23 protein-coding genes are annotated in these 25518 nt (G+C 28.2%); all 23 read left to right on the top strand.

Annotated features, from left to right (window positions below; translation table 11 throughout):
* Nucleotides 1-89: 89 nt before the first annotated feature.
* The 23 genes from CP523_RS05805 to CP523_RS16205 all read left to right on the top strand — a co-directional run bounded on the left by CP523_RS05805 (nt 90) and on the right by CP523_RS16205 (nt 25448).
* The gene (locus CP523_RS05805; protein ID WP_066674962.1) at nt 90-1856 is read left to right on the top strand and encodes a sensor histidine kinase; all 1767 of its coding nucleotides are present in this window, start codon (nt 90-92) and stop codon (nt 1854-1856) included.
* A 1-nt stretch (nt 1857) separates the two neighbouring features.
* The gene (locus tag CP523_RS05800) at nt 1858-3372 is read left to right on the top strand and encodes a response regulator (protein WP_066674960.1); all 1515 of its coding nucleotides are present in this window, start codon (nt 1858-1860) and stop codon (nt 3370-3372) included.
* 294 nt (nt 3373-3666) lie between these two features.
* Nucleotides 3667-5421, top strand: coding sequence for a glucosaminidase domain-containing protein (locus CP523_RS05795; RefSeq protein WP_066674950.1), 1755 nt, complete (start codon nt 3667-3669; stop codon nt 5419-5421).
* Nucleotides 5422-5642: 221 nt separating this feature from the next.
* Nucleotides 5643-11120 (top strand): peptidoglycan-binding protein, encoded by a 5478-nt coding sequence (locus tag CP523_RS05790; RefSeq protein ID WP_120140659.1) that lies wholly within the window; start codon nt 5643-5645, stop codon nt 11118-11120.
* A 17-nt stretch (nt 11121-11137) separates the two neighbouring features.
* The gene (locus CP523_RS05785) at nt 11138-11350 is read left to right on the top strand and encodes a hypothetical protein (RefSeq protein WP_120140658.1); all 213 of its coding nucleotides are present in this window, start codon (nt 11138-11140) and stop codon (nt 11348-11350) included.
* Between the two features lie 564 nt (nt 11351-11914).
* Complete coding sequence (locus CP523_RS05780; protein WP_120140657.1) at nt 11915-12616, top strand: hypothetical protein; 702 nt, start codon at nt 11915-11917, stop codon at nt 12614-12616.
* 12 nt (nt 12617-12628) lie between these two features.
* Entirely contained in the window at nt 12629-12976 is a 348-nt protein-coding gene (locus CP523_RS05775) for a DUF2019 domain-containing protein (protein WP_120140656.1), read from the top strand.
* A 926-nt stretch (nt 12977-13902) separates the two neighbouring features.
* Nucleotides 13903-14421 carry an EndoU domain-containing protein gene (locus CP523_RS05765; RefSeq protein ID WP_207666565.1) on the top strand — a complete coding sequence of 173 codons (519 nt, stop codon included), beginning with the start codon at nt 13903-13905 and terminating at the stop codon, nt 14419-14421.
* Nucleotides 14422-14438: 17 nt separating this feature from the next.
* Nucleotides 14439-14741: a hypothetical protein gene (locus CP523_RS05760; protein WP_066679065.1), complete on the top strand. Its 303-nt coding sequence runs from the start codon at nt 14439-14441 to the stop codon at nt 14739-14741.
* 486 nt (nt 14742-15227) lie between these two features.
* Entirely contained in the window at nt 15228-15653 is a 426-nt protein-coding gene (locus CP523_RS16215) for a hypothetical protein (RefSeq protein WP_227909561.1), read from the top strand.
* Nucleotides 15640-15987, top strand: coding sequence for a hypothetical protein (locus CP523_RS05745; protein ID WP_066679067.1), 348 nt, complete (start codon nt 15640-15642; stop codon nt 15985-15987). The genes CP523_RS16215 and CP523_RS05745 overlap by 14 nt, the downstream gene beginning before the upstream one ends.
* A gap of 1153 nt (nt 15988-17140) precedes the next feature.
* Nucleotides 17141-18016, top strand: a complete 876-nt coding sequence (locus CP523_RS05740; protein ID WP_066679069.1) for a tyrosine-type recombinase/integrase — start codon at nt 17141-17143, stop codon at nt 18014-18016.
* 70 nt (nt 18017-18086) lie between these two features.
* A complete protein-coding gene (locus CP523_RS05735; protein WP_227909562.1) occupies nt 18087-18416 on the top strand; it encodes a hypothetical protein in 330 nt (109 codons plus the stop codon).
* 14 nt (nt 18417-18430) lie between these two features.
* Nucleotides 18431-18574: a hypothetical protein gene (locus CP523_RS15930; RefSeq protein WP_162925956.1), complete on the top strand. Its 144-nt coding sequence runs from the start codon at nt 18431-18433 to the stop codon at nt 18572-18574.
* Nucleotides 18575-19057: 483 nt separating this feature from the next.
* On the top strand, nt 19058-19210 hold the full coding sequence (locus CP523_RS16210; protein WP_207666564.1) for a hypothetical protein: 153 nt from the start codon (nt 19058-19060) through the stop codon (nt 19208-19210).
* A 264-nt stretch (nt 19211-19474) separates the two neighbouring features.
* A complete protein-coding gene (locus tag CP523_RS05730; protein ID WP_066679076.1) occupies nt 19475-20704 on the top strand; it encodes an IS110 family RNA-guided transposase in 1230 nt (409 codons plus the stop codon).
* Between the two features lie 243 nt (nt 20705-20947).
* Nucleotides 20948-21229, top strand: coding sequence for a hypothetical protein (locus CP523_RS05725; protein WP_066679078.1), 282 nt, complete (start codon nt 20948-20950; stop codon nt 21227-21229).
* Nucleotides 21230-21239: 10 nt separating this feature from the next.
* Entirely contained in the window at nt 21240-21566 is a 327-nt protein-coding gene (locus CP523_RS05720; protein ID WP_066679080.1) for an Imm8 family immunity protein, read from the top strand.
* Between the two features lie 1486 nt (nt 21567-23052).
* Entirely contained in the window at nt 23053-23352 is a 300-nt protein-coding gene (locus CP523_RS05715) for a Mor transcription activator family protein (RefSeq protein WP_120140654.1), read from the top strand.
* A complete protein-coding gene (locus tag CP523_RS05710) occupies nt 23312-24187 on the top strand; it encodes a tyrosine-type recombinase/integrase (RefSeq protein WP_120140653.1) in 876 nt (291 codons plus the stop codon). Before CP523_RS05715 ends, CP523_RS05710 begins: the two co-directional genes overlap by 41 nt.
* A gap of 14 nt (nt 24188-24201) precedes the next feature.
* On the top strand, nt 24202-24588 hold the full coding sequence (locus tag CP523_RS05705) for a hypothetical protein (RefSeq protein ID WP_120140652.1): 387 nt from the start codon (nt 24202-24204) through the stop codon (nt 24586-24588).
* Nucleotides 24585-24746 carry a hypothetical protein gene (locus CP523_RS15925; RefSeq protein WP_162925919.1) on the top strand — a complete coding sequence of 54 codons (162 nt, stop codon included), beginning with the start codon at nt 24585-24587 and terminating at the stop codon, nt 24744-24746. Before CP523_RS05705 ends, CP523_RS15925 begins: the two co-directional genes overlap by 4 nt.
* 564 nt (nt 24747-25310) lie before the next feature.
* Nucleotides 25311-25448, top strand: coding sequence for a hypothetical protein (locus CP523_RS16205; protein WP_207666563.1), 138 nt, complete (start codon nt 25311-25313; stop codon nt 25446-25448).
* Nucleotides 25449-25518: the final 70 nt, after the last annotated feature.

The following is a 25518-nucleotide window of genomic DNA, read 5'->3' as shown; positions in this document are numbered from 1 at the left end:
TTAAATCAATAAAATGACATCTATTAAAAATTAGATAAAAGTATTAGTATAAACTGATTTCAAAAAAGGTATAGAAGGATGAGGATAGAATGAGTATTAAACATTCATTAATATATAGAAGATTATTTATTATTTATACAATAGTAATAATTTTTTTGTTAGGTAGTTTAGATTTTTATTTTATAAAAAAATCTGCTAGGGATGTTAAAGAAAATAATCTTTATATAAATGAAAAAATTGTATATGGAGTAAATGAAGAAATACATAAAATAAGTAACTCTGCGAATATAATAATAAATAACATGTATAAAGATCAATATATAATAAATGATGTATTGAAATTTTTATCTACAGACATGTTATCCTATCTAAAATGGAAGTTAGATAGATTTGCAGAAAGTAAGGAATATTATTATAAGGGTGTAGAATATTTTACAGAATCAACTTTTAATGCAAACGAATACTTAGAAAGTATTACTTTTATTAGTTATGATGTAGAAACAATAACTAAATTTAATAGAATGAACCAAACAAGTATTCAAGATATTAAAGACTTAAATTTAAAACATGAGGAATCTTATAGTCATTCAGATATTATTTGCAATGAAAAGTCAATAAGCTATCTTAGAGAAATAAGAGAACCAGTAACTCTTAAACCTAAAGGAGCAATAGTACTTACATATGATTTATCATATATTAAAAAAATACTAAGTAATTATGAAGATAAATATGAGCTTATGTTAATAGATAGCAAAGGGTTTGTTACTTATGATTCAACTGAAAAGTATAAATATGAGTATTATCCATATTTTGAAAAACTGGTAGCTGGAAAAACACAAGCATATTTAGATGAATCTTATGAAGTTAATATGTTGTTAGATACAGATTCTGGAATACTGACTTTAGGTAAAATAAAAAGTAATAAAATAAATAAGCTACCAAGTAGTTTTTATAATTCTTTAATTTTTATAGATATATTACTTTTCATTATAGTTGAATGTTTACTTTATATTAAATTTGAGAAGCTAACAGAGAGAATGGATAATATCTTAGTTGTTATGGAAAAAGTAAAAGAAGGGAAAACTGATGTTTCAATACCAATAAGTAATGAAAAGGATGAATTAAATTTTATTTCTCAAAGTTTTAATGATATGTGTGAGAAATTAGATCAGCATATTAAAAAGAGTTATTTAGCAGAAATAAACCAAAAGGAAGCAGAGCTAAATCAAAAAAAGGCTGAAATGGTAGCTCTTCAAAATCAAATAGATCCTCATTTTTTATATAATACTTTAGAGTCCATAAGAATGAAAGCTATATGTAATGGGGATAAAGAAGTAGGGAAGATGCTTTATATATTAGCATTTTTATTTAGGAACCAACTCAAAGAAAAAAATATTATAACAATTAAAAGTGAACTTGATTATTGTGAAAAATATATAGAAATATTTAAATTTAGATATGAAGATAAGTTTAAGTTCAATATAGAATGTGATGATGAATTACTAGATAAACAAATAATAAAATTTACATTGCAGCCATTAATAGAAAACTATTTTGTTCATGGTATAAGGCTAGAAGATAATGATAATAAGCTTAATATAAAAATATCAAAAGAAGGAGAAGATATAATAATAGTTATTAAAGAAAATGGTAGAGGAATACCTGAAGAAAAGCTAGAAGTTTTAACTAGAATGATAAACAATAGAGAAGAGCTTGGTAAATCTATTGGAATTTTAAATGCACATAAAAGAATTGTAATGAACTATGGAGAAGGTTATGGAATAAAAATAGAAAATGACATATGCAAGGGAACTATTATTTCAGTAAAATTACCATGCAGAGAGGTGGATGAATAAAATGTATAAGGTTATGTTGGTTGATGATGAAAAATTAATATTACAAGGATTATTAAATATAATTGAGTGGGACAAGTTGGATTTAGAAGTTATACATTTAGCAGAAGATGGTATGGAGGCTTTGGAAAAATTCAAAGATAATCCTGTGGATATTATTGTTACAGATATCAATATGCCTAGATTAACAGGGCTTGAGCTTCTAAAAGAAATTAAAGCATTAGATAGTAATGTTAAGTTTATTATTTTAAGTGGATATGATGAATTTAGTTATGCTAGAACAGCTATAAAATTAGGAGTAGAAAATTATATATTAAAACCTATAGATGAGGAAGAATTAGAATCTTCTTTAAAAAAGCTTAAGAAAAAAATTGAAGAAGAAAAGTCAAAGGATATAAAGGTTTTAGAAAAAAATAGGCTATTAATAGAATTTATAAATGGAAAAATAAATAAAGATGATCTAGATTATATAAGAGATGTAATAAATTTAGATTTTAAAGAAAAAAGCTATACTGTAAGTAGTATAAAAATTAGTAATAAGGATGTTAATGAGAATAATAATATATGTGAAATTATTAAAGGTATAACAAATGAAAAATTTGAAGTTTTGTATAAGTTTGATGGTCATATAGTACTTATTAATTCATGGAATGAAAATATTAGCAAAGAAGAGATTTTAAATTATTATAACAATGTAAATAAAAAACTTGCTAAAGATTTTAATGCCGATGTATTTATTGCTATAGGAGATAGAGTAGATTCTATAGAAAATCTAAAAGAAAGTTATAGGGTTTCAAATCATTTAAAGAAATATATATTAACAGAAGGATCTAATATATGTTTGTGTAAGGATGATGTTGAAAAGTTAGAAAAAGATAATAGAAGTTTCAATATGGAAATAGAAAATATAAATAAGCTTATTATAGAAAAAAATAAGAGTGAATTAGAAAAATATATTTTAAACATATTTGAAGAACATTTAACACCAAGAAATATATATGATTTATCTATAAAAACAATATTACTTATAGATAAGGTTTCAGATGAATTTAAACTAGAACTAAAATATCGTAGAGATAGCTTAAGAGATACATTGGTAGAACTTTGTAATGAAAGTGCGATAGATAATATAAAATCATTTATTTTAGGTGAAATAGATGAACTAATGGAGCTTATGACTTCCAATACTATAAAATACAGTCCTGTAGTACAGCAAGTTGTAAATAATGTTAACGAAAAGTATTATGAGGAGCTAAGCTTAAAAACCTTAGCACAACAGTACAATATAAATAGCTCATATTTAGGTCAAATATTTACTAAAGAGGTTGGAGCATCATTTTCAGATTACTTAAATAAAGTAAAAAATATGAAAGCAAAAGAACTTATATTAAATACAAATATGAAAATAAATGATATTGCAAAAGCTGTAGGATATTTTGATACAAGCTATTTCTATAGAAAATTTAAGAAGTATTATGGTGTTTGCCCATCAACATTAAGGGAAATGAAAAATTACTAGCCGAAATTAAATAGTAATATAAATAAGATAGAACCTGTAAATAATTTATTGTAAAAATAATTATTTATAGGTTTCTTTTTATTTGAAACATTAATTAAGTTATCGTTTTTTTTAGAGTTTATTTTGAGTTTAATTATTAATAAATAGACAAAAATATACTAATAATGGTAGAATTGAAATGTTGAAATTTAATATATAATTTTATATAAATAAAATTTAGTGTATTAAATAGGGAATTATATCAGACTGAGTATAAAAAGATAAAGTTTATCTTAAAGGAGTGAGATTTTAGGCGTGAGAAAATTAAGAAATTTTTTAATAATAATGCTATGTTTAGTAATATTATTACCAAGTTTAGAAGCTTTGGCTGAAGATAAAAGTGAAAAAAACTTAGAAGTAGCTTTAGATTATGGTGATGGGAATTATAAATCTGTATATAAAATAATAGACCCAGAAGAAGCTATTAAAGAGGCTATTAAATTAGAAGAAGATACTAAAAAAAAGGGATCAATAATACCTGTTGTAATAATTGAAGATGGAAAGGTTATTTATTCTACGAACTTTATGGCAAAAATATGGAAACATATTAAAGGAAAACCTCAGGGGATATTAACATGCAAAGTTAATATTTATTCTGACTCAGCATTAACTAAAAAGTTTGCAAATATGAATCAAGGTTATATAGAAGATGTACCTATTATAGAAGATATAGGCACAGCAGCTAAGGTACAAATAAATGGATATAACGGATGGATTAATAAAAACAAGAACTCAGATGACTATGATTTGGTTAAAATACCCATAACAGAAGCAACTAATCCTAGCTATTATTTTAGTAGAAATGGTATATTGTATCATTTTATTTCGTATGATCTTTCAGATAAAGAGGAAGCAGGCTATTCTATAAAAATAGGAAAAGCGCCATCTTATTTTGAAGAAGGGATACACTATTATAGCTATGATGGAATTTATTTCTATAAGGGTAATACTGTATTGCAAGGACTTAGTAAACTTATAACTGATTTAAGAAATAATACTAAAAACCATTCAATAAATGCAAAAACACCATACTATTCATATTTTCAGTATTTGCCATTTAGAACTAAGACAAGCTATACTGCAGAAGAATTGAATTTATATATAACTAATAATACTATAGAAAAAAGTAAATTAAGAGGAATAGGAAAAGTATTAATAGAGTGTCAAAATAAGTATGGTGTAAACCCATTGTTAATTTTAGGAATTGCAATGAATGAGTCGTACCTAGGAACTTCATATATGGCAATAAATAAAAATAACCTATTTAATATACAATCAAATGAATTTGGAGTAACAGGAGATAAGGATTCATTTAGTAATATTGAAGAGTGTGTAAGAGAGTTTGCTAAAAACTATATTTCAAGAGGATATATAGATCCTGCTGATAAAAGGTATTTTGGTGGATATTTAGGGAATAAAGCTTTGGGAATGAATGCAAAATACTCTCTAGATCCATTCTTTGGAGAAAAGGTAGCCGAAAATATATTTAATATAGATAGAACACTTTCAAATGGAAAATTTAGAGACTATGATGGATATCAATTAGCATTATATAAAGGAAGTAATAATATGTTAAACTCCAAAGGAGAACTTTTATATAAAATAAATTCATCAGTTAATGAATTAGGAGGAAAAGTTGGAAATATAGTTGCTTTAACATATAGAGAATTAAACGAAAAATCTAAATATGAAGTTTTTCCAGAGCGAACAACACCAATATATTATGCTGGAAAAAGCAAACAATATAGTGGTAATTATAATTGGAAGGATAGAGGATTTTTAAATGCTCAAAATATTGAGTTTATAAATACACCTAGTACACCATTTATACCAGGATATAAAAAAACTGATGTTAATAAAGATGGGGAAGTTGATATAGAGGATTTAGCTAGAGTTTCATTACAATATAATAAGTCCAGCTCTGATAAAGCATTTAAAAAATACTTAGATTTAAATAGAGATGGAATTATAGACATTTTCGACTTAATTCAAGTATCAAAAAATATGTAAAATAGAATTAAAATATACTGAACTATGTGAAGCTTTTTGTGAAATATTTAATAAAATAGACACCTTATAATCTTTAATTTATAAGGTGTCTTATTATTTGATAGTAGATATTTAAAATACAGACTTTTTTATAGTATAAATAAATAAATTATATAAAATTAACAAAATATTTACAAGAATTTCATTTAAATATATAATTTAATTGAAAAGGGGATGAAAAGATGCGGTTTGAAGGAAAAAAGTGTAAGATAATAGCGATTATAATAACAATTATTATGATAGTTATTATAAGTGATAATTCGTTATTTAATTTGGCTAAAAGATTACAAGTAAAAAACATTTATATTGAAACTAATAGGGATAAGTTACCTGTAAATACAGAAATAAATCTATCAACGATAGTTGAATATAAAGATGGAAGTACAGAAATTGCTAAAAATGTACAATATTTATCTAGTGATAATAATGTAATATCTGTAAAAGACGGAGTAATAAAATCAGAGAATGAAGGAGAAGTAATTCTAAGTACTAATTATTTGGGAAAAGAAGCAAGTAGAACTTTAAAAGTTACTTCAACTGAAGATTTAAAAAAAGATTTAAATAGAAATTATAATGTAACTTTTGAGTGGATTAAAGAAGATAATAAAGTTAGATTTTGGTGGAGTGGAGCTCCAGAACTTAAAAGATATACAGTTCTAAAAAAATCAGGAGATGAAGATTTTAAAGAGGTAGTAAGCAAAAGAGAAGGAACAGAGTATATAGATGAAATTAAAGATTCATCTATAAATTATACTTATAAAATATTTTTAACAAGTGAATTTGGATTATCATATCAACTTAAAGAGGTAACAGTAACTTCAGAAGATGACAGTAATTTATCAGGGCCTAGTGAATATAAGCCAATAGATATAGAAAATAATGATTCACAATATGAAGATTATTCAATAAAAAAAGAAGGAGAAGTTAAAAAAAGAAAAGACTTTTCAAATGGTATGGTAGTTAACTTAAATGAGGAGTTTTCTATAAAAAATAATCAAATAAATATACCATTAAAATTAAAGTATTCTTATGAAGAAGAGAATAATGTAAATGAAGATAATATAAGAATATTTATGAAGGATGAAGAAGGAAAATTAATAATATCAAATAGCAAAGTAAATATAGATAAAGAAAATAAAACTATTGAGTTTCAAGTAGAAAGTCAAGGGATATATGTAATAAAAGATATAAAAGATGATAATAAAAAAATTAGAGAAATAAAGGCAGAAAAGTCAGAAGAGGAAACTGCAAAAGAATATTTGGCTAAAAGAGATACTAGCTTTATTTATTGCATTGTTGATGGTGTATTTGAAGTAAAAGAAGATTATATAAAAAATACTAATGGACAAGCTAAAATAGAGTACACTATAGAAGATAAAAATACTAATGAAAAAGATTTAGAAGTTTTTAGAGTATTAGAAGATAAAAAGCTTTTATTACAAGAAAAAACTAATGTAGATATTAATAAAAAAGAAATAGATTTAGAAATTAAAAGTGCTGGATTATATGTAATAAGAGAGAAATCTAAAGTAAAAGATCAAATATTTAAAATTAATAATAATAATAATAAAGAGAAGAAGAAAGTTGAAATTAGCAATTATGATATAGCTTTAAGTGGAATTTTTGGATATGATGATACAGAAATAACAGAAGAAGATGTTGAGAAATATAAAAAGAATATACCTGATGGACAAGGAATATTTATATTAGAAAAAGATAGAGATAATTTATTAAAGCTTATAAATGAATCAACAAATTGTAAATATGATGTAGATGAAAAAGGATTTTTAAAAAAGATAGACAAAGAAAATTTAAATAAAGATAAATCTGAAACATATTCAAAAATTATAGATGATCTAATAAATAGTAATAAAAAAATTATTGTTTCTTTAGATAATTCATGGTTATTCTATAATAAGGAAAGTGAAAAATTACAAAAATCCAATGTAATACAAAATAAAGGATTAAATATAAGAAAAAATAATGAAGAACAACTTATAATATTAGGTAAAGAGTCAAACAATGAAGAAGATAATAAAGCTATAGTTTTATTTCATGAACTTTTTCATGCAACTAGAACTATAAGTGAGGAAAGTAGAGATTCAGAAGAAAAGTTAGCTATAGATAATGAAAATATAGTAAGGAAAGAGTTAAAACTAAAAGAAAGAAATAATAACTATGAAGATTCTGAAGATATTGTAAATTTATATAATATAATTTTTACCTATGATCAAGATATTGAAGTTGGGGCAAGTGGTCCTGAAGTTGTAGAATTACAAAGAAATCTAATCAAATTAGGATTTACATTAGGTGGATATGGTGCAACTGGAGTTTACGGACCATATACTGTAGCTGCTATAAATGCGATTCAAGAATCCATGGGATATGATGTCGTTGGAAGATATGGGCCTAAAACTAGAAAGCTTGTAAATTATATGATAGTTAACATGAGTTATGATGGTAATTACTTTCAAAAAGCAAAGTTTTTAGTAACATATAAAAAATATATTTTACAATCTAACAGCATAACATCAATAGAAGATCTTGATGAAGGAAATACAGGGGATAGAGTAATAAAGCTTCAAGAAAAATTATTAACTTTAGGTTTTGATTTAGGTGGATATGGAGCAACAGGATATTTTGGGACATGTACTAAAAATGCATTAGAAGCTATACAAAAATATAAAGGGTATGATATAGTTGGAAGATATGGGCCTAAAACTAGAGCAACTATAGAAGAATTATTAAAAGAAGTCAATAAATATGGTTATTATTATGGAAAATCAGAAATAATGAATAGCTATATGGAAATCATAACAAATAAAGAGTTGGATCCAGGTGACTCTGGTGAACCTGTAAGACAATTACAGTTAAAATTAATTAGTTTAGGTTTCGATTTAGGTGGATATGGAGCAACAGGATATTTTGGAACTTACACAGTAGTGGCACTTAAAGCAATACAAAAGCATTCCGGTCTTGATACAGTAGGCAGATTCGGTCCAGGTACTAGAGAGGCATTAAAAAAATTAATAGCTTCTAAAAGTATGAGGCAGTGTTTAGAATTGCAAAGATTAAATAAAGAGATGTTTTTAGAAGTAGAATTAGATCCAGGAGAAGAGGGGCCTTGTGTTATAGCATTACAAGAAGCTTTGGTGAAATTAGGATTTGACCTTGGTGGATGGGGAGCTACAGGATATTTTGGCGAATATACATCAGCAGCATTAAATGCTATTCAAGAACATTATGGTTTAGGAGTAGTTGGAAGATATGGACCTAAAACTAGAGTGAAATTAAAAGAACTTTTAAATAAATTAGATTCACATAATAATTATTCAGATAAAGGAAAATTATTAGAAAGATATAATAAATATAAAAAGATAGTTGATGGATATGATGAAACTATTAATGTTAATGGAAAATATAATGGAAGAATATCATATTATGATCAAGAAGATAGCAGATGGAGATATATTCCTTACGGTAGTGATGGTGATAATATAGGAAATGCCGGTTGTGGAGTTACTGCAATGGCAATAGTAGAATCAACTATGAAAAGAAATGGTGTAAACCCTATTGAATTAGCAAATTATTCATTAAATAATGGGTTCTGTTATAATGGCACTTCAAGAAATTTCTTTGTAAATGTAAGTACAGAAGATAAGTACTCATTAAATTGTATGAGGTTACAACCTTCTGAGATTCAAACAGTAAAAAGCCTATTAAGTGATGGAAGACATATGGCTATTGCTATAATGGGACCAGGACATTTCACAAAATGTGGACATTATATAGTATTATCAGGAATTGAAACTATTGATGGGAAAAATTATTTTGATGTAGTAGATCCTCATAGAGTAAACTCAAATTATTCAAATGATAAAAATATGATTGATTCAAATAAGAACGATGGTTTTGTTAAAGCAGCAGCAAATATTTTTACAAGAGAATGTCAAGAATATTGGGTGTTTAGTTTAGATGGAGCAGCTACTCATAAGAATTCAATTACTAATGAAAAAGACCAATTAATAGAAAATAAAATAAATTTAGAAAGATTAGGATACGGAAGACTTAGAAACTCTAAGGGAGAAATAACATCAGAGTGGGATAAACAATTTAATGATGCAGTAAATCAATTTATAGCTGATTTTGGATTGAAAGAGAAGTATGATGAATTAGGTGGAAATAAAAAGACACAAATTTATGTTTGGATAAGTCAAGCAGTAAATGGACAAATAAGTAAAATACAAGCAGATACAGGTTCACAAGGAACAAACAATAAAACACATAAAGAAGTAATAACATTAGAGAGTATTAGAAAAAACTATTATTTAGGAATAGGAGATGCACTTGTAGGAGCAACAAAAGATATTTTTGAATTTGTAAGCCATCCAATAGATGGTGTAGTAGGAGCAGCAAAAGGAATTTTATTTCTAAATAAAGTAAGAAGCAATCCAAGTTGTGAGGAAGCTCTAATATTAGATAAAATTATTGTAGATGCAGTAGAGAACTTTATAGATTCAAATTTAAATGAAAAAGCTAGATTATTAGGAAGAGTAGTAGGGGAGATAGTAATAATAGTAGCAACAGATGGAGTAGCAAAATCTATAATGGGGTATCTTCCAGAAATAGCAAATAAAATAAAAAATGGAGAAAGAGTTGAAAAAATAGTAGATTCTATTAGAGGAGCTAAGGGAGCGGCAGAAGCTGTTTCTAAAATAAGAACTTGCATTAAAACTAAAATGGAGTCAATATTTGAGTATGTAAGAGAAACGTCCGATTTAGGTGATGTTATACGTTGTAAAACTGTAGATGGTTTTGAAGTAAATCTAGCTAAAAGTGAATTGACAGACGTGGAGAGAAAATGTCTTACAGATGGTTGCTTTACTGGTGATACACTTGTAATGACCAAAGCAGGTCTAAAAAGAATTGACTCAATACAGGACGGCGAATTAGTTTTATCAAAAGATACTAAAACTGGACAAGTTGATTATAAGTCAGTACTTTATGTATATAGAAAGAGTACAACGAATTTTATAAACTTAACAGTAGCAGGAAAGCTAATAGAAACAACACCAACACATCTATTTATGTTAGAAGATGGCAACTGGAGGTCTGCTGAAAATCTTAAGGCTGGAGATAGAATTGTAACAGCTAATGGAGAGATTAAAACAGTAGATTCAGTTGAAGAAAAACACTACAATGAAGCTAGACGTATATTCAATTTAAATGTAGATAAGTTCCATACTTATTTTGTTGGTAGTGATAAGCTTTTAGTGCATAATGATTGTAGTGAGGAAATATCCAGTGTAGTTAATGGAACATTAAAATTCACAAATAATTCATGGCAATCGACGGCAGGATTAATATATGAACTTGGCTCTAGAGAAGGAAATAGAGTATTACATGTGTTAGAACATATAAAGGTAAACCCCAATAAACCACTGCATACTGTATTTAATGTAGGCAAAGATAAGGTACTAGGAATTATTGATGAAGCTTGGTCAATGAGAGCAAAAGTAACACCTGTGTTACAAAACAATGGAAATCAAGTGTTTGACATTCCAATGGGAAAAGTAATAGGAACTGATGGAGAAACAACAATTAGAATTGTAGTAGAAAATGGTACTTCAAAAATAGTAACATCATTTCCTGTTAAATAATAAAGGAGGAAAAAAGTATGGTATATTGTCCATTTTGTGATGGTCAAGGAGTAATATATAAAGCAAAAATTAAAGAAACACAAATAGAAATATATATTTGTGATGAGTGTGATACAGTATGGAGAGATAGAAATATAAAAGAGGATAATTGTGAGCGATTTAAGGATATTATGAATAAAATAGGCTATAAAGGGTTATGGTCAGAACTAACAGATGAGGAAATGATATGATGTGTATCTTTTGCAATGTAGCTGCATAATATTATAAAAATTGAATGCAAAATTATATAATCAATAAATAAGGGGGTATAAAGGATATATAATTTAATGATTGTAAAGAATTTAATATAGGTAAACCTTACCGCGTAATATTAATAATGCAGTTAATCAAGTAAAAAGCCCATAAAGCCCTAAAAATAAAAGTACAAGATAGATTAAACTTTAAATAGTTGAATAAATAATCTAATACATTTTAAAACATGGGATTTAAGGGCAATAAGAAAATTTAAAAAGGTTAATGTTTCAGTAATTGAAGCATTAATCTTTTTTCATGTAGTAAAATAGATTTAAAAAGTAAAGATAACAAGTCTTGTAAAGATATCATATATGATGCTAATGATGTTAGTATAAAGTAGTGGACACAGCAAGTCGAACTAACTAAAATTATATTTAGTTAAGAAAGGATTATTTGAATTTGTAAGTCATCCAATAGATGGAGTAATAGGAGTTGCAATAGGACGAATAGTAGGAGAGATACTAATAATAGTAGCGACAGATGGAATAGCAGAATCTATAATGGAGCATTTACCCCAAATAGCAAACCAAGTAAAAAATGGTGGGAAAGTTGAGAAAATAGTAGAGTCCATTAAGGCATCTAAGGGAGCGGCAGAAGCTGTTTCTAAACTTAAGTACACTTTAAAATATTCAATTGATGAATTAGCATTCCAAATAAAGAAAGTTGTTTCACTAGGAGATAATCCTGTAGTTGTATTAGATGGAGGATTCCAGTATGCTATAAATACAGCTGAGGATGTGCCTGCACATTTTAGACCTCAATTTAAAGAAGTAGTAGAGAATATATGGAAATATTCGGGTAAAACAGCAGATGAAATAATAGCAACAGGAAAGAAGATTGTACCTAATAAAGGATATAATACATTTAAAGAGTTAAAAGAAGCTTTAGGTTTACCAGGAGATGATAGTCAATGGCATCATATTGTTGAGCAATCTCAAATAAAACCTACTAGAGCAGGATTTGCACCAGCAGATATTAATAACTTAGATAATATAATATCTATGCCATCTGGTTCAGATAGTATTCATTCTAAGATTAGTGGCTATTATTCATCTAAACCACCATTTACAAATGGATTAACGGTACGTGATTGGCTTTCAACAAAAAGTTTTGATGAGCAATTTAAGTATGGTATAGAAATGCTACAACAATACGGGAATGTTATTCCAACATCAAAAGGTTGGGTATTCAACCCATTTTAAAGGAGGAAGAGTATGGAACAAGTTCAAAGGCTAATTGAAGAGTTTATAACCGCTTGTATGAGATTACAAGAAAGTGAAGAAGCTGGAGACTATAAAACAACTAACTTACAATATGACAAGTTGAAAAAGATTAGAGCCAATCTTAGAACTATAGGAAAACATGCATTTGAAGAAATTATTCCACTAATAAGTAATGAAAATATATATGTAAGATATAATGCTGCTTTCAGTATAATACCAATTGAACCTGAAAAGGCAAGGAATACATTAAATGAAATAGCTAATTCAAGAGGTATAATAGCATTTACTAGTAAAATGACTTTGCAAGAGTGGGATAATGGTAACTTAAAATTTGATTGACTAACTACAGTTTTTTAAAATAACTTACTTCATAATTTAGAAGAATAATATATTAAATTTTAACTTAGATAGTTAATATACTTGATTAAGTTAATACTAAAAAAGTTAACTGCATAATCTAAATAATGCAGTGACCTAGGGGGCAAAGGGGGATGGGTGGCAGATAATTTTAAAAAGTTAATTTTAATTTATGAAACTAAAAATACTTTCTAAAATCTTTACCACCTTATCCCCCTTTCAACCTAAAGTAAAAGAAAATACAGTTAAAAGTGAAATATCGATACTTCAATAGTGTCGATATTTTTTTACATTGAATTAGTGTGATAGTAGGTGATGTAGAAAATACTACTGAAATAATGCCAATACGTTTAAAACCAATAGAACTAGGAGTAAATAATACTACAAGCTGATAAGCTAGGAAAACCTAGGCTCAATAATTACACTTAAAAGTTAATGGAATTGTTAACATAATATATGTAGTAGAAATATATATAGGAAACACACTACTCATATGCATTCGTAGCTGTAAGTTCGACTAGCTAAATGTAAAATTTAGAGTCTCACTTAAAAATAAAAAGAATTGAAAAGATAAAATAAATAAGAATAAAGAATTAATAACAATAAAAAGTGTTACAATTAAATTTTTATTAGGAATAGGAGATACACTTGTAGGAGTAGCAAAAGATATTTTTGAATTTGTAAGCCATCCAATAGATGGTGTAGTAGGAGCAGCAAAAGGAATTTTATTTCTAAATAAAGTAAGAAGCAATCCAAGTTGTGAGGAAGCTCTAATATTAGATAAAATTATTGTAGATGCAGTAGAGAACTTTATAGATTCAAATTTAAATGAAAAAGCTAGAGTATTAGGAAGAGTAGTAGGAGAGATAGTAATAATAATAGCAACAGATGGAGTAGCAAAATCTATAATGGGGTATCTTCCAGAAATAGCAAATAAAATAAAAAATGGAGAAAGAGTTGAAAGGATAGTAGATTCTATTAGAGGAACTAAGGGGGTAAGTAAAGCTAAAATTGAAATTGGAGATATTACTCATTCAACTAAAGGAGACTTTACTTATAATCCTAAGACTGGAAAAGTATCAAGAATGAAAGGTGGCGGACACGGACAAGATAATATAGATTTTTTAATCGAAAATAACATTGAATTCAATATAGAAAAAACTTATTCGAATGGGGTAAGAGTAGGAAATGTGCCAAAACATAAGACTCCGTCCAAAAGAATTGGGACTGGGCAAGCATGGTTTCCTGAAAATTGGAGTAATGATAAGATAAAAGATGCCGGCGAATATGTTGCTAATTTACCTGAAAATATAAATGCTGTTGATGGAAATATTATATTTGGAGAGTATGATGGAGTAAGAGTTGGTGTAATAAAAACTGATGGTAAGATAGGAACAATATTTCCAGATGCAGATATGCAACCATAGATAAATGGAGGAAAAGTATGATTAATAAAGTAAAATTGATTATTTCTGACAGAAGTAAATTACATGATGAAGATGATTATAATATAGAAATATGTCGAGAAAGATTGATAGAAATTTTAAGTAAAGATGAGGAAAGTACTATTTTAATTCTAAATGAATTAAATGAAAAGGAGATATTACTTGCTAGTGAAGTTTTTGAGGAAGTAGCATACAATCTTCAAAGTAATAGATATATAGAGTGTTTAAAAAGTATTTCTCTTAAGTATCCTAATTTAAATTTAGAGGAAAGTATTGAAGTTGCAGAGGAATATATGGACTAATATTAGCTGCATAATAAAGAGTTAAGTAACTGCATAAAAAGTAATAATATTAGGATACAGTCAAATCAATTAAGATAAGAAAAATAAATAATGCATAATATTAATAATGAAGTAAGATACTTAAATGAACTAGCTGAAAATAAGCAAGCTAGTTCATTTTTTAGCACTTTACAGATTCAAAGCTCTAAGAAAGGAACTCCTAGGAATCCAGTTTTCCGACAATAATATAAGAGAAAGATTTCAGAAAGAAAAACTAAGATATAAGTATTATTGTGTGTAATGAGAAGGCTTAATAGCATCATCTATGGAATGATGAGGAATAAAACCAAATATGTAATGCCTAATATAGAAATAAAAGAAGTAGAATGATAAAATAAGGTTAAAAAAGTAGCTACATAACACTAAAAATAAAAAGACAGACTATGCCCCAAGGGGGTAAGTAAAGCTGATAGTATAATAGATGGATTAAAAGTTGTTGATGGTAAGGTGAATGGAAAAATACCAGTAGATGATTTTAAGAAGATAAGAGCAGAGTCCATACAAAACATTAATTCAGACACAATAACTTTAGGTAAATATAAGCCAACAGTAAAGCCTGATGGAACATTAGACTGGACAATTCCAGGAAATGATTCATATACAGTAATGGCAGGAGATACAACGTATTTTAGCCTAGGAAATGATTGGGATGTAATAAAAGCTAAGTATAATATAACTGATGATGATATGTTTGATTTATTTAATGTACCAGCATTAGATGATGCTGTAAAGTCGGGAAAGGAAATTAGATATTCACATCATCCAGAACAGTATGGAGATTGTGCCCTATTAAAAGAATGGGAATATTTAAAGAGTGAATATGGGTTTAAAAGATTAATTAAAGAAGGAGAGTTTTGGTATGCAATTAAATGATACGCAAAAAATGGCAATTAATGTTTCAGATTATTTAGAAAAGAATTTAGCAGGTAAAATTGGAAGTTGTGATATTTTTAATGTAATAGATGATAGAAATTATAGAGCATTTAGCATTAGATTTAAAGCATATGATTATTTTATTGTACTGTTTAACTATGATAAAGGCGTAATTGGATGTAGTATTCAATATGGAGAAAATTCTTTTATTAGTCTTGAAAATAGTCAAAAATGGTATGAAAAAGCTGATTTTGATGTTTTCTGCAAAGAGCTTAAAAAGCAATTAGAATTAAGAATACCAGATAAGTTTTTAGAGGCTAATGGTTGGAAATAGAATGCATAATTTAGAGGTAGATAACTTCATAAAAAGAATTAACATTAGAATATAGTTAAATCAGTAAGAGTAGGCAAATTTAATACTGCATAATATTAATAATGCAGTGAAAGAAGTTGAGAAGGTTAATGTTTTAGTAATGGGGCATTAATCTTTTTTCATGCACTGAAATATTTATAAAAGCCAAGATATCTAGGATTGAAAACTACCACAAGCTGAAAGGCAAGGAAAACCTAGGTTCAATAATTCCACTTGAAAGTTAATGAAATTGATAACAATAATATATACAGGAAAGAAGCTTTAGTACTTGAACAGATAACTGTATCTGATAAAGGACTTCCTAGCTAATTAAGTCTAGCGACTTCAGAAAACAGTAAAACGAGGATAGAAGAGATGAATAGATTGAAAGATAAGGAAATCCTAGGCTCAATAATTCCACTTAAAAGTTAATGGAATTGTGAACATAATATATGTAGTAGAAAATCACTAAAAAATAAAAAGAATTGATAGAATAGAACATATAAATAAGATAGCTGAGTAGAATAACTAGAGACTTGGAACTCGGGACTAGGAAATTGTAACGGGGGGTAGGGGGGAATAAGGACTTGAAAGAATTGAAATAGACAAATAAAAATCTATTTCAATTAAAAATAATAATAAAGATAAATAGGATAAAAGAAATTGAAGAAATGATAAATAATAACTAATCAGAATAAAGAATAATTAAGTAATTAATAGGTAAAAGATAATTAATCAAGAGATATAATAGATACAATTGATTAAGAAGAAGTAATAAATGCATCAATTAAAGAAAATCTAATCAGATAAGAACTAAAGTAATAATCAATGAAGAAACTATAATAAATAACCAATCAATAGATAATAAAATCATTCAATGGAATAAATATCTGAGAATATATACATCAACTAATAAAAATATAGTAAAAACCAACGATAAGGCATCAGAAAAGAGAGATTCAGGAGAATGTGAATAAGAATACTATTCAGAGTGAAAAGCTATAAATAATGGCTAAATCAACTGAATTTAAAATAAATGATAAATATATATTATAAATCTGATAACAGAGTTAATGTTTCTAATCAAGAAGCATTAACTCTTTTCTATTTAAGAAAATTGAGAGGAGTAATAATAATGTGTCAATTAATTGAGGATTTCAAGATAAGTCTTATTGAAGATGGTAAGAGTGCTAAAACAATTGAAAGTTATGTTGGAGATATTAAAGCATTCATAGAATTTCTAGGAGATAAAGGAGTTGAATTTAATGGTACGTTACAACGATTCTACGTAGTAAGCTATAAGAACTTTCTAGTAGAAAGTAACTATGAGGTAGCAACAATCAATAAAAAGATAAATAGCATTCATGCACTAAATAGATACTTAGTAGCAATTGGAGCAATGAAAGAAATAGTTGTAGAAAATTCTAAAGATAGAGTAAAGATAGCCTATGGTTCAGAAAAACAAGTTGAAGTTTACAGTGATAAGGAGGTTGAGAGAATATTGTTCTACATTCAGAATGAGGAGAAGGTAAGTAAAAGAAATAAGGTAATTGTAATGTTACTACTTTATACAGGAGTTAGAGTAAGTGAACTATGTAGTATCAAGATAAAGGATATTGATTTTCTGAACTATTCAATAAAGATATACGGTAAGGGAGGAAAGTTTAGAGAAGTACCAATGAAATTCGATTTAGCTGATGTAATTAAGGAATACATTAAAGACAGAGATTATAGTGTAAAAGATTCAGAATATCTAGTAATAGGTCAAAGAGGAGCATTGAAAAGAGATGCTATAAATACAATGCTAGAAAGATTAACTAAGGACATTGGAATGGTAAATAAATTAAAACCTCATACCTTCAGGCATACATTCTGTACAAGGTTAATTAATAGAGGAGTACCTATTTCAACAGTAAGTAAACTGGCAGGTCATAGCAGTGTAGATACTACTGCAACGTTTTACGTTAACAGTAGCAGAGAAGAAAAATTAAAAGCAGTAAATTTACTGTAGGAGGATTGAAGAAATGATAATAATAAATACATTAGATGACATAGAGAAAGCCGAGATAACTCCAAAGGAGTTGAAGGAAGAAATACTACAACATTTTCAAGAAATAGCTGAGAGTGTTGTAGATAAATACTGGAGGATGTACAACCTAAAAGAAGTTGGAGATATAGTAGTTCTTGAAGATGATGATTCAATAGAAGTACTAAGTAGGTACAATCTACTAGATAAGAAATCAAAGAAGATAACATCAATACCAGAGTTCACAGAAGTAATTGTAATAAGTGATGTTGAAATAATAAAAACAACATTCATTCTAGGAGATTCCTTCGGTATAACTCTATACCATAAAATCGGTAAACTAGGCACAGAAAACGAAAATTTTTTAAAGGAATATGAAATATGAAAGGGGATGAAAAAATGGAAATAGCAATACTAATTGCAAGAATAATACTACTAATACTAAGTGGGATGTCATCAGTTGGAGCAGTTGAGGAAGTAGCGAAAGGGAGTGGAGTAGCATCAGCTACATTATGGAATAATCTACCTAATAGGTTCAAGTAGGGCATAATTGGGCAAAGAGTGGGCAGATACAATTTCAATAGAACATAGATAAATCAATGAATTGGGCATAAGGGCAGATTTATTCAATAAAAATATAATAAAAAGTAATTAAATATTAAGTGAAAAATAAAAGAAAATCTACTAAGTAATACGCCCATACGCCCAAAGTAAGTAAAATCAAGGGTTACAAGGAAATAAAACCGCCCTGTAAGAGTCCATAAATAGCCCAACAGTAAAAGGTAAATATCGTTGTAACAGTAATATCGTCATGTCAATAATGACGATATTTTCAGTTGAAATAGATGTGATTGAAAAATTGGAAATAGGATAATCAATCATAAAATGAAATTCTAAGAATAAAGGAGGAATTGAGAGATAGATACTAAAAATCAATGAAAAATCTAATAAATAGAGAGTTTTCACTAAAGGAAGTCCTTAACTGGAAATTGCAGAAGGTGGACTAGTCTAGGAAATCTAGGGCTAGTGCTAATTTCCTTAAATGAAGATTTTCAGAGAATGAGATTTCAGAAGATACAAGCTATACTAAATCTAAAAGAAATAGTAATTAATGCGGGAGTGGGATATCTTAAAGTAGAAGATTCAATAATGATTTCATTGAAAGCTACAAGGTCATAAGTGATTCTTACCTTTAGCATATAAAGAATATTTTAATAAGTATAACTATAATTGCTAAAGGTTTAGAAGAACTTATCCAGGAGCGTGCAGAAGTTGGCGAAGAATTGAGCCTTACATATGCTAGCTATCGGATTACTTCTAGCAGAACAAGAACGGATTGGCTTTCGCCCCCATGCACAATAATTCTTAAAGAAGAATTGATTGAATGCTTCAAACTGAGGTTGCCTGCGTTCCTGCATGAATAATGAATAGGAGTGAGTAGATATGCATAAAAAGCAAAATCATATATATGTTGGATTAGACCTACATAAAGATACCCATACCGCTGTAATAATAGATTGCTGGGATGAGAAGATAGATTCAATAACAATTGAAAATAAGCCTTCTGATTTCACAAAACTAATGAATAAGGTAAAAAAACATGCTGGTAAGTTAACACCAGTATATGGACTTGAAGATGTTCATGGCTATGGTAGAAGTCTAGCAGTATTTCTAATTGAAAGAGGAATGATAGTAAAGGAAGTTAATTCAGCACTTTCATTCATGGAAAGAATGAGTTATCCAACTACTAAGAAGAGTGATGATTGGGATGCTAAATGCATTGCATCAGTTCTCCTAAGAAAGCTAGACACACTGCCAGATGCTAATCCACAAGATTTATACTGGACTATAAAGATGATGGTTAATAGAAGAGATGCTATTGTAAAATCAGTAACAACTCTAACTAATCAACTTCATGAAAGCCTAAATTACAATTACCCTAGCTACAAGAAATTTTTTTCTGATGTGAATAGTAAAACTGCATTAGCATTCTATGAGAAGTACCCATCACCGAAACACCTGCAAGGTGTAACTGATGAAACTTTAGGCGAATTTCTAAGAAAGCCTAGTCATAACAGTTGTTCTACAAGAAAGGCTAAAGAAATTTTAGACATTGTAGAAAGTGATGGAGATACAACAAGAGAATACCAAGAGTCTAGAGATTTCATAATTCAGAGCATTGTAAGAGATATTACATTCAAGAGTGAGGAAATCAAGAAAGTTGAGGTAGAAATGAAAAAGCTACTAAAACTACTAGACTTAAAGCTAGAAACAATTCCAGGAGTAGATACTATAACTGCAATAGCACTAGTTGCTCATATAGGAGATATTAAAAGATTTCGTAATGCTGATAAGCTAGCTAAATTTTCAGGAATAGCACCAGTAAATTTCAGTTCAGCAGGTAAAGGAAAAGATAAAAAGAGTAAACAAGGTAATAGAGGACTATATGGAGTGTTCTACTTCCTAGCAGTGCAACAGATACAAGTCTCTAAAAAAGGAACTCCTAGAAATCCAGTTTTCCTAGAATACTACAAGAGAAAAGTTTCAGAAGGTAAAACCAAGATACAAGCATTAGTGTGTGTAATGAGAAGGCTTAACAATATCATCTACGGAATGATGAAAAATAAAACTGAATATGTGATGCCTAATGTAGAAATAAAAGAGGTTGCATGATAAAATTAAGTTAACAGATTAAGGAAAAGCAAAACTAAAAAAGTAACTACATAACAGAAAAAATGATAAGTAGTTGGAAGTGGTCTTAAAACTATGGAAAGGGTTCAAAACACTAAATCCTACCACTAAAAATAAAAAGACAGACTCTGCCCCAAGGGGGTAAGTAACCCTAAATCTAAATGGTGGCATCCAAATTATGTTGATAATTTAAGTGAAACACAAACTATATTAGGAGTAAAGAATGTGGACAAAGGACTGGCTACTATAGGAAGTGCTACAGAGAATGTTGCAACTAATGCAGGTAAAGCATGGGTTGGTGAAGGCTATAAATCAATAACTGATAATGCAGGTAATGTAATTGGATATTCAAGTAATGATGGAATGAGAGCTTTTAGAATGCAGTATAAACCTAGAGAAGGAATGTGGAGAGCTAATTTTACAGAAAACTACAAGTATATTAATGAATTTGGAGACATAACAAATAAGCAATTGAAGAATGTCCATATTGATATTTTAGGTAAATAGGAGGTTGGAAATGAAATTAGAGATAAAAGCTTATAATGTAATTAATGAAATTTGGGATGATATAGATGATTTTTTCTTATCATGTCAAATAGATATTGGATTCAAAGATGAAATAGGAGCAGAAATATATTCATTTGATATTGTAAGTCCTAAAAAACTTCAAAAAATGTTAGTAAGAGATGGGGTTGAGATAGGAAAAGGATATTTCATTATGAATGATTATAATAAGAATTCAGTATGTGATAAAATAGGGAAATTAATTGACAGAGAGATTTCAGAAGAGAATAAGTATGATGTTTTTGATGAAATTAGTGTTTACTTCAGAGAGCAAATTTAACTGCAAAATAAAGAATTAAGTAACTGCATAAAATATAACAGGATGATAATCTAGTTAAATCAATAAGAGGAAGAAAATTTAACACCTCATAATTTTAATAATGCAGTGAATAGGGGGCAAAGGGGGGAAGAGTGGCAGATAAAATTGAAAAGTAATTTCTAGTTGATGAAACTAAAAATATTTTCTAAAATCTTTACCACTTATGCCCCCTTTTCAACCTAAAATAAAAAGAAAATATCGTTGCAACTGAAATGTCGATACTACAATAGTGTCGATATTTTTTTACATTTAATTGCCTTGGTAATAGTAGTGTAGATAATAATACCAATATTTTCAATAGTCAAGATAACAAGAATTACACTAACGCTATAAGCTGAAAGCTAAGAATTGAAGAAGAGATAAGTAATGACTAATAAGAAATAATAATTGAGTATCAAAGAATAAAGAATAAATAATTAAGTAATTGGTAAAGTAATAAGTAATGAAGAAAGATAATAAATAATAAAATCATCAATTGGAACAGAGAACTGAAAAATACAATGTATCAATTGAGACAGATACGTCAAAAAGCAATGATAGCACATCATAAAGCAGAGATTTCAGAAAGTGTGAATAAGAGTGGCAGTAAGACTAAAAAGCTGTAAATAAAGGTTGAATCAACTGTATTTCAATAAGTTGATGAATAAGTAATCTAAATAGTAGATTGAATAATCTTACAGTCTAGGATAAAAAGGCGTGAAAGTATACCGAAAGCTGAAAGCAAAGGAAATCCTAGCTCTTATAATTCCACTTGAAATCGAGGAAAATTGGGAACATAAAATATGTAGGGGAAAAGCTATAAAAGGAAACACACTACTCATATGCATTCGTAGGTGTAAGTTCGACTAGCTAAATGTAAAATTTAGAGTCTCACTTAAAAATAAAAAGAATTGAAATGATGAAACATATAAATAATGGAATTTGGAACTAGGATATAAGAACTGGGAACTAGGAGCTCAGAAAGAGCGACGGGGGGATAGGGGGGTATAAGAACTTAGAGAAAGATAAGAATTGAAATAGACCTAAAGTCTATTTCAATAAAAATAAATAAGGATAAAGAAATTGAAGAAAAGATAAATTGATAAATAAAAAATAATCAGAATAAATAATAATAAAATCTAATCAGATAAGAACTAAAGTAATACTCAATGAAGAAATTGTAATAGATAACCAATCAATAAATAATAAAATCACTCAATGGAATAGATAACTAAAAAATACAATACATCAATCAAGGTAAATATATCAAAAAACAATGATAAGGTAGATAAAAACAGAGATTTCATAAAATGTGAATAATAATACTATTCAGAGTGAAAAGCTGTAAATAAAGGCTAAATCAACTGAATTTAGGATAGATGATAAATATATATTATAAATCTGATAACAGAGTTAATGTTTCTAATTTAGGAAGCATTAACTCTTTTTATATTTCAATAAGGAGGGATTGAGTATAGATAAATCAGATTTCAATGGAATATATGAAGAACTAATAGAATTACTAGGTTTAGAAGTAACTATAAAGATACATGAATACTTCAAAGGACAACAAGTAAATTTTCCTATAAAGTTACATTCCAAAGCCTATGTAATGAAGGAACTTCAAGGTAAATCCGTAGGCGATAGCAAAGAACTAGCTAAGAAATTAGGCTATACAGAGAATTGGATAAGAAAACTATTAAAGAAGATTGAAAGGGGTAATGATAATGAAGGAGATAGTAGAAAATTTCAAAGTAAGTCTAATTGAAGATGGTAAGAGTCCTAAAACTATTGAAAGTTATATTGGTGACATTAAAGCATTTATAGAATTTCTAGGAAGTAAAGGAGTTGAATTCAATGGTACATTACAACGATTCTACGTAGTAAGCTACAAGAATTTTCTAGTAGAGAGTAACTATGAGGTAGCAACAATCAATAAAAAGATAAATAGTATTCATGCACTAAATAGATACCTTGTAGCAACTGGAGCAATGAAGGAAATAGTTGTAGAAAATTCTAAAGACAGAGTAAAGATAGCCTACGGGTCGGAGAAACAAGTGGAAGTTTATTCAGATAAGGAGGTTGATAGAATACTATTCTACATTCAGAACGAGTCAAAGGTAAGTAAAAGAAATAAAGTAATTGTAATGTTACTACTTTACACAGGAGTTAGAGTAAGTGAATTATGTAGTATTAAGATAAAGGATATTGATTTCCTAAACTACTCAATAAAGATATACGGTAAAGGAGGAAAGTTTAGAGAAGTACCACTTAAATTTGAGTTAGCTGATGCAATTAAGGAATACATCAAAGACAGAGATTACAATGTAAAAGATTCAGAATATCTAATAATAGGTCAAAGAGGAGCATTAAGAAGAGATGCTATAAATACAATGCTTGAAAAATTAACTAATGAGATAGGAATGGTAAATAAGTTAAAACCTCATACCTTTAGGCATACATTCTGTACAAGGCTAATAAATAGAGGAGTGCCAATTTCAACAGTGAGTAAGCTAGCAGGTCATAGTAGTGTAGATACTACTGCAACATTTTACATTAACAGTAGTAGAGAAGAAAAACTAAAAGCAGTAAATCTGCTGTAGAGAGGAGTGAAGAAATGATAATAATAAATACATTAGAAGATATAGAGAAAGCCGAGATAACTCCAAAGGAGTTGAAGAAAGAAATACTACAACAATTTCAAGAAATAGCTGAAAGTGTTGTAGATAAATACTGGAAGATGTACAACCTAAAAGAAGTTGGAGACATAGTAGTACTTGAAGATGATGATTCAATAGAAGTTCTAAATAAATATAACATAATAGACAAGCAATCAAAGAAAATTACATCAATACCAGAGTTCACAGAAGTAATTGTAATAGATGATGTTGAGATAATGAAATCAACATTTATTCTAGGAGATTCCTTTGGAATAACCTTATACCATAAAATCGGTAAACTAGGCACAGAAAATGAAGTTTTTCTAAAGGAATATAAAATATGAAAGGGGATGAAAAGATGGAAATAGCCATACTAATTGCAAGAATAATACTACTTGTACTAAGTGGAATGTCATCACTTGGAGCAGTTGAAGAAATAGCAAAAGCTAGCGGTGTAGCGTCAGCAACATTGTGGAGAAATCTACCTAATATGTTCAAGTAGGGGAGATGTGGATTGAAGTTGGGTGGATTGTGGGAAGGAGAAAACTAGATAAATCAATAGGTTGAGTAGGTGGATACATTCATTCAATAAAAAAAGACTAAAAAATAATTGAATAATAAAAGAAATATAAAATAAAATTTTCTAAGTAAAGCACCCACTATCCCAAGTCTAGTAAAATCAATGGTTGTAGCAGAAATAGCTACGCCCCGATTCAGTCCACAATGTACCCAAGATAAAAAGAAAGTATCTTTGTGACTGTAATGTCGTCATAACGATAATGTCGATATTTTCAGATGAAATAGATGTCATTGAAGAATTGGAAATTGAAAAAAGAGACTACTAAGAAAAATAAAATGAAAATAGGAGGTAGAGAGAGCAAAAAAGAGAAAATTGAAGATGTGAAAAATAAAGTTAATAAAAAGTAGTGAAATTGAAGATTTTTACCCTAGGAAGTCCTTAACTGGAAATTGTAGAACAAGGACAAGCTAAGGAAGCCTAGGGACACTATGAACATAGATAAAATCAAGGTTCAAGCATGAGAAATATAATTCAATAGCAGATATAATGAACTTAAAAGAAATAGTAATTAATGCGGGAGTGGGATATCTCAAAGTAGAAGATTCAATAATGATTTCATTGAAAACTACATCATTACTTCTAGCAGAACAAGAACGGATTGGCTTTCGCCCCCATGCACAATAGTTCTCATAGAGAATTGATTGAATGCTTCAAACTGAGGTTGCCTGCGTTCCTGCATAGAATAATGAATAGG

Origin of the sequence: Clostridium septicum (assembly GCF_003606265.1) — a bacterium.
In the GTDB taxonomy this organism is placed as follows: Bacteria; Bacillota; Clostridia; order Clostridiales; family Clostridiaceae; genus Clostridium; species Clostridium septicum.
This window is presented reverse-complemented; position numbering and strand designations above follow the sequence as displayed.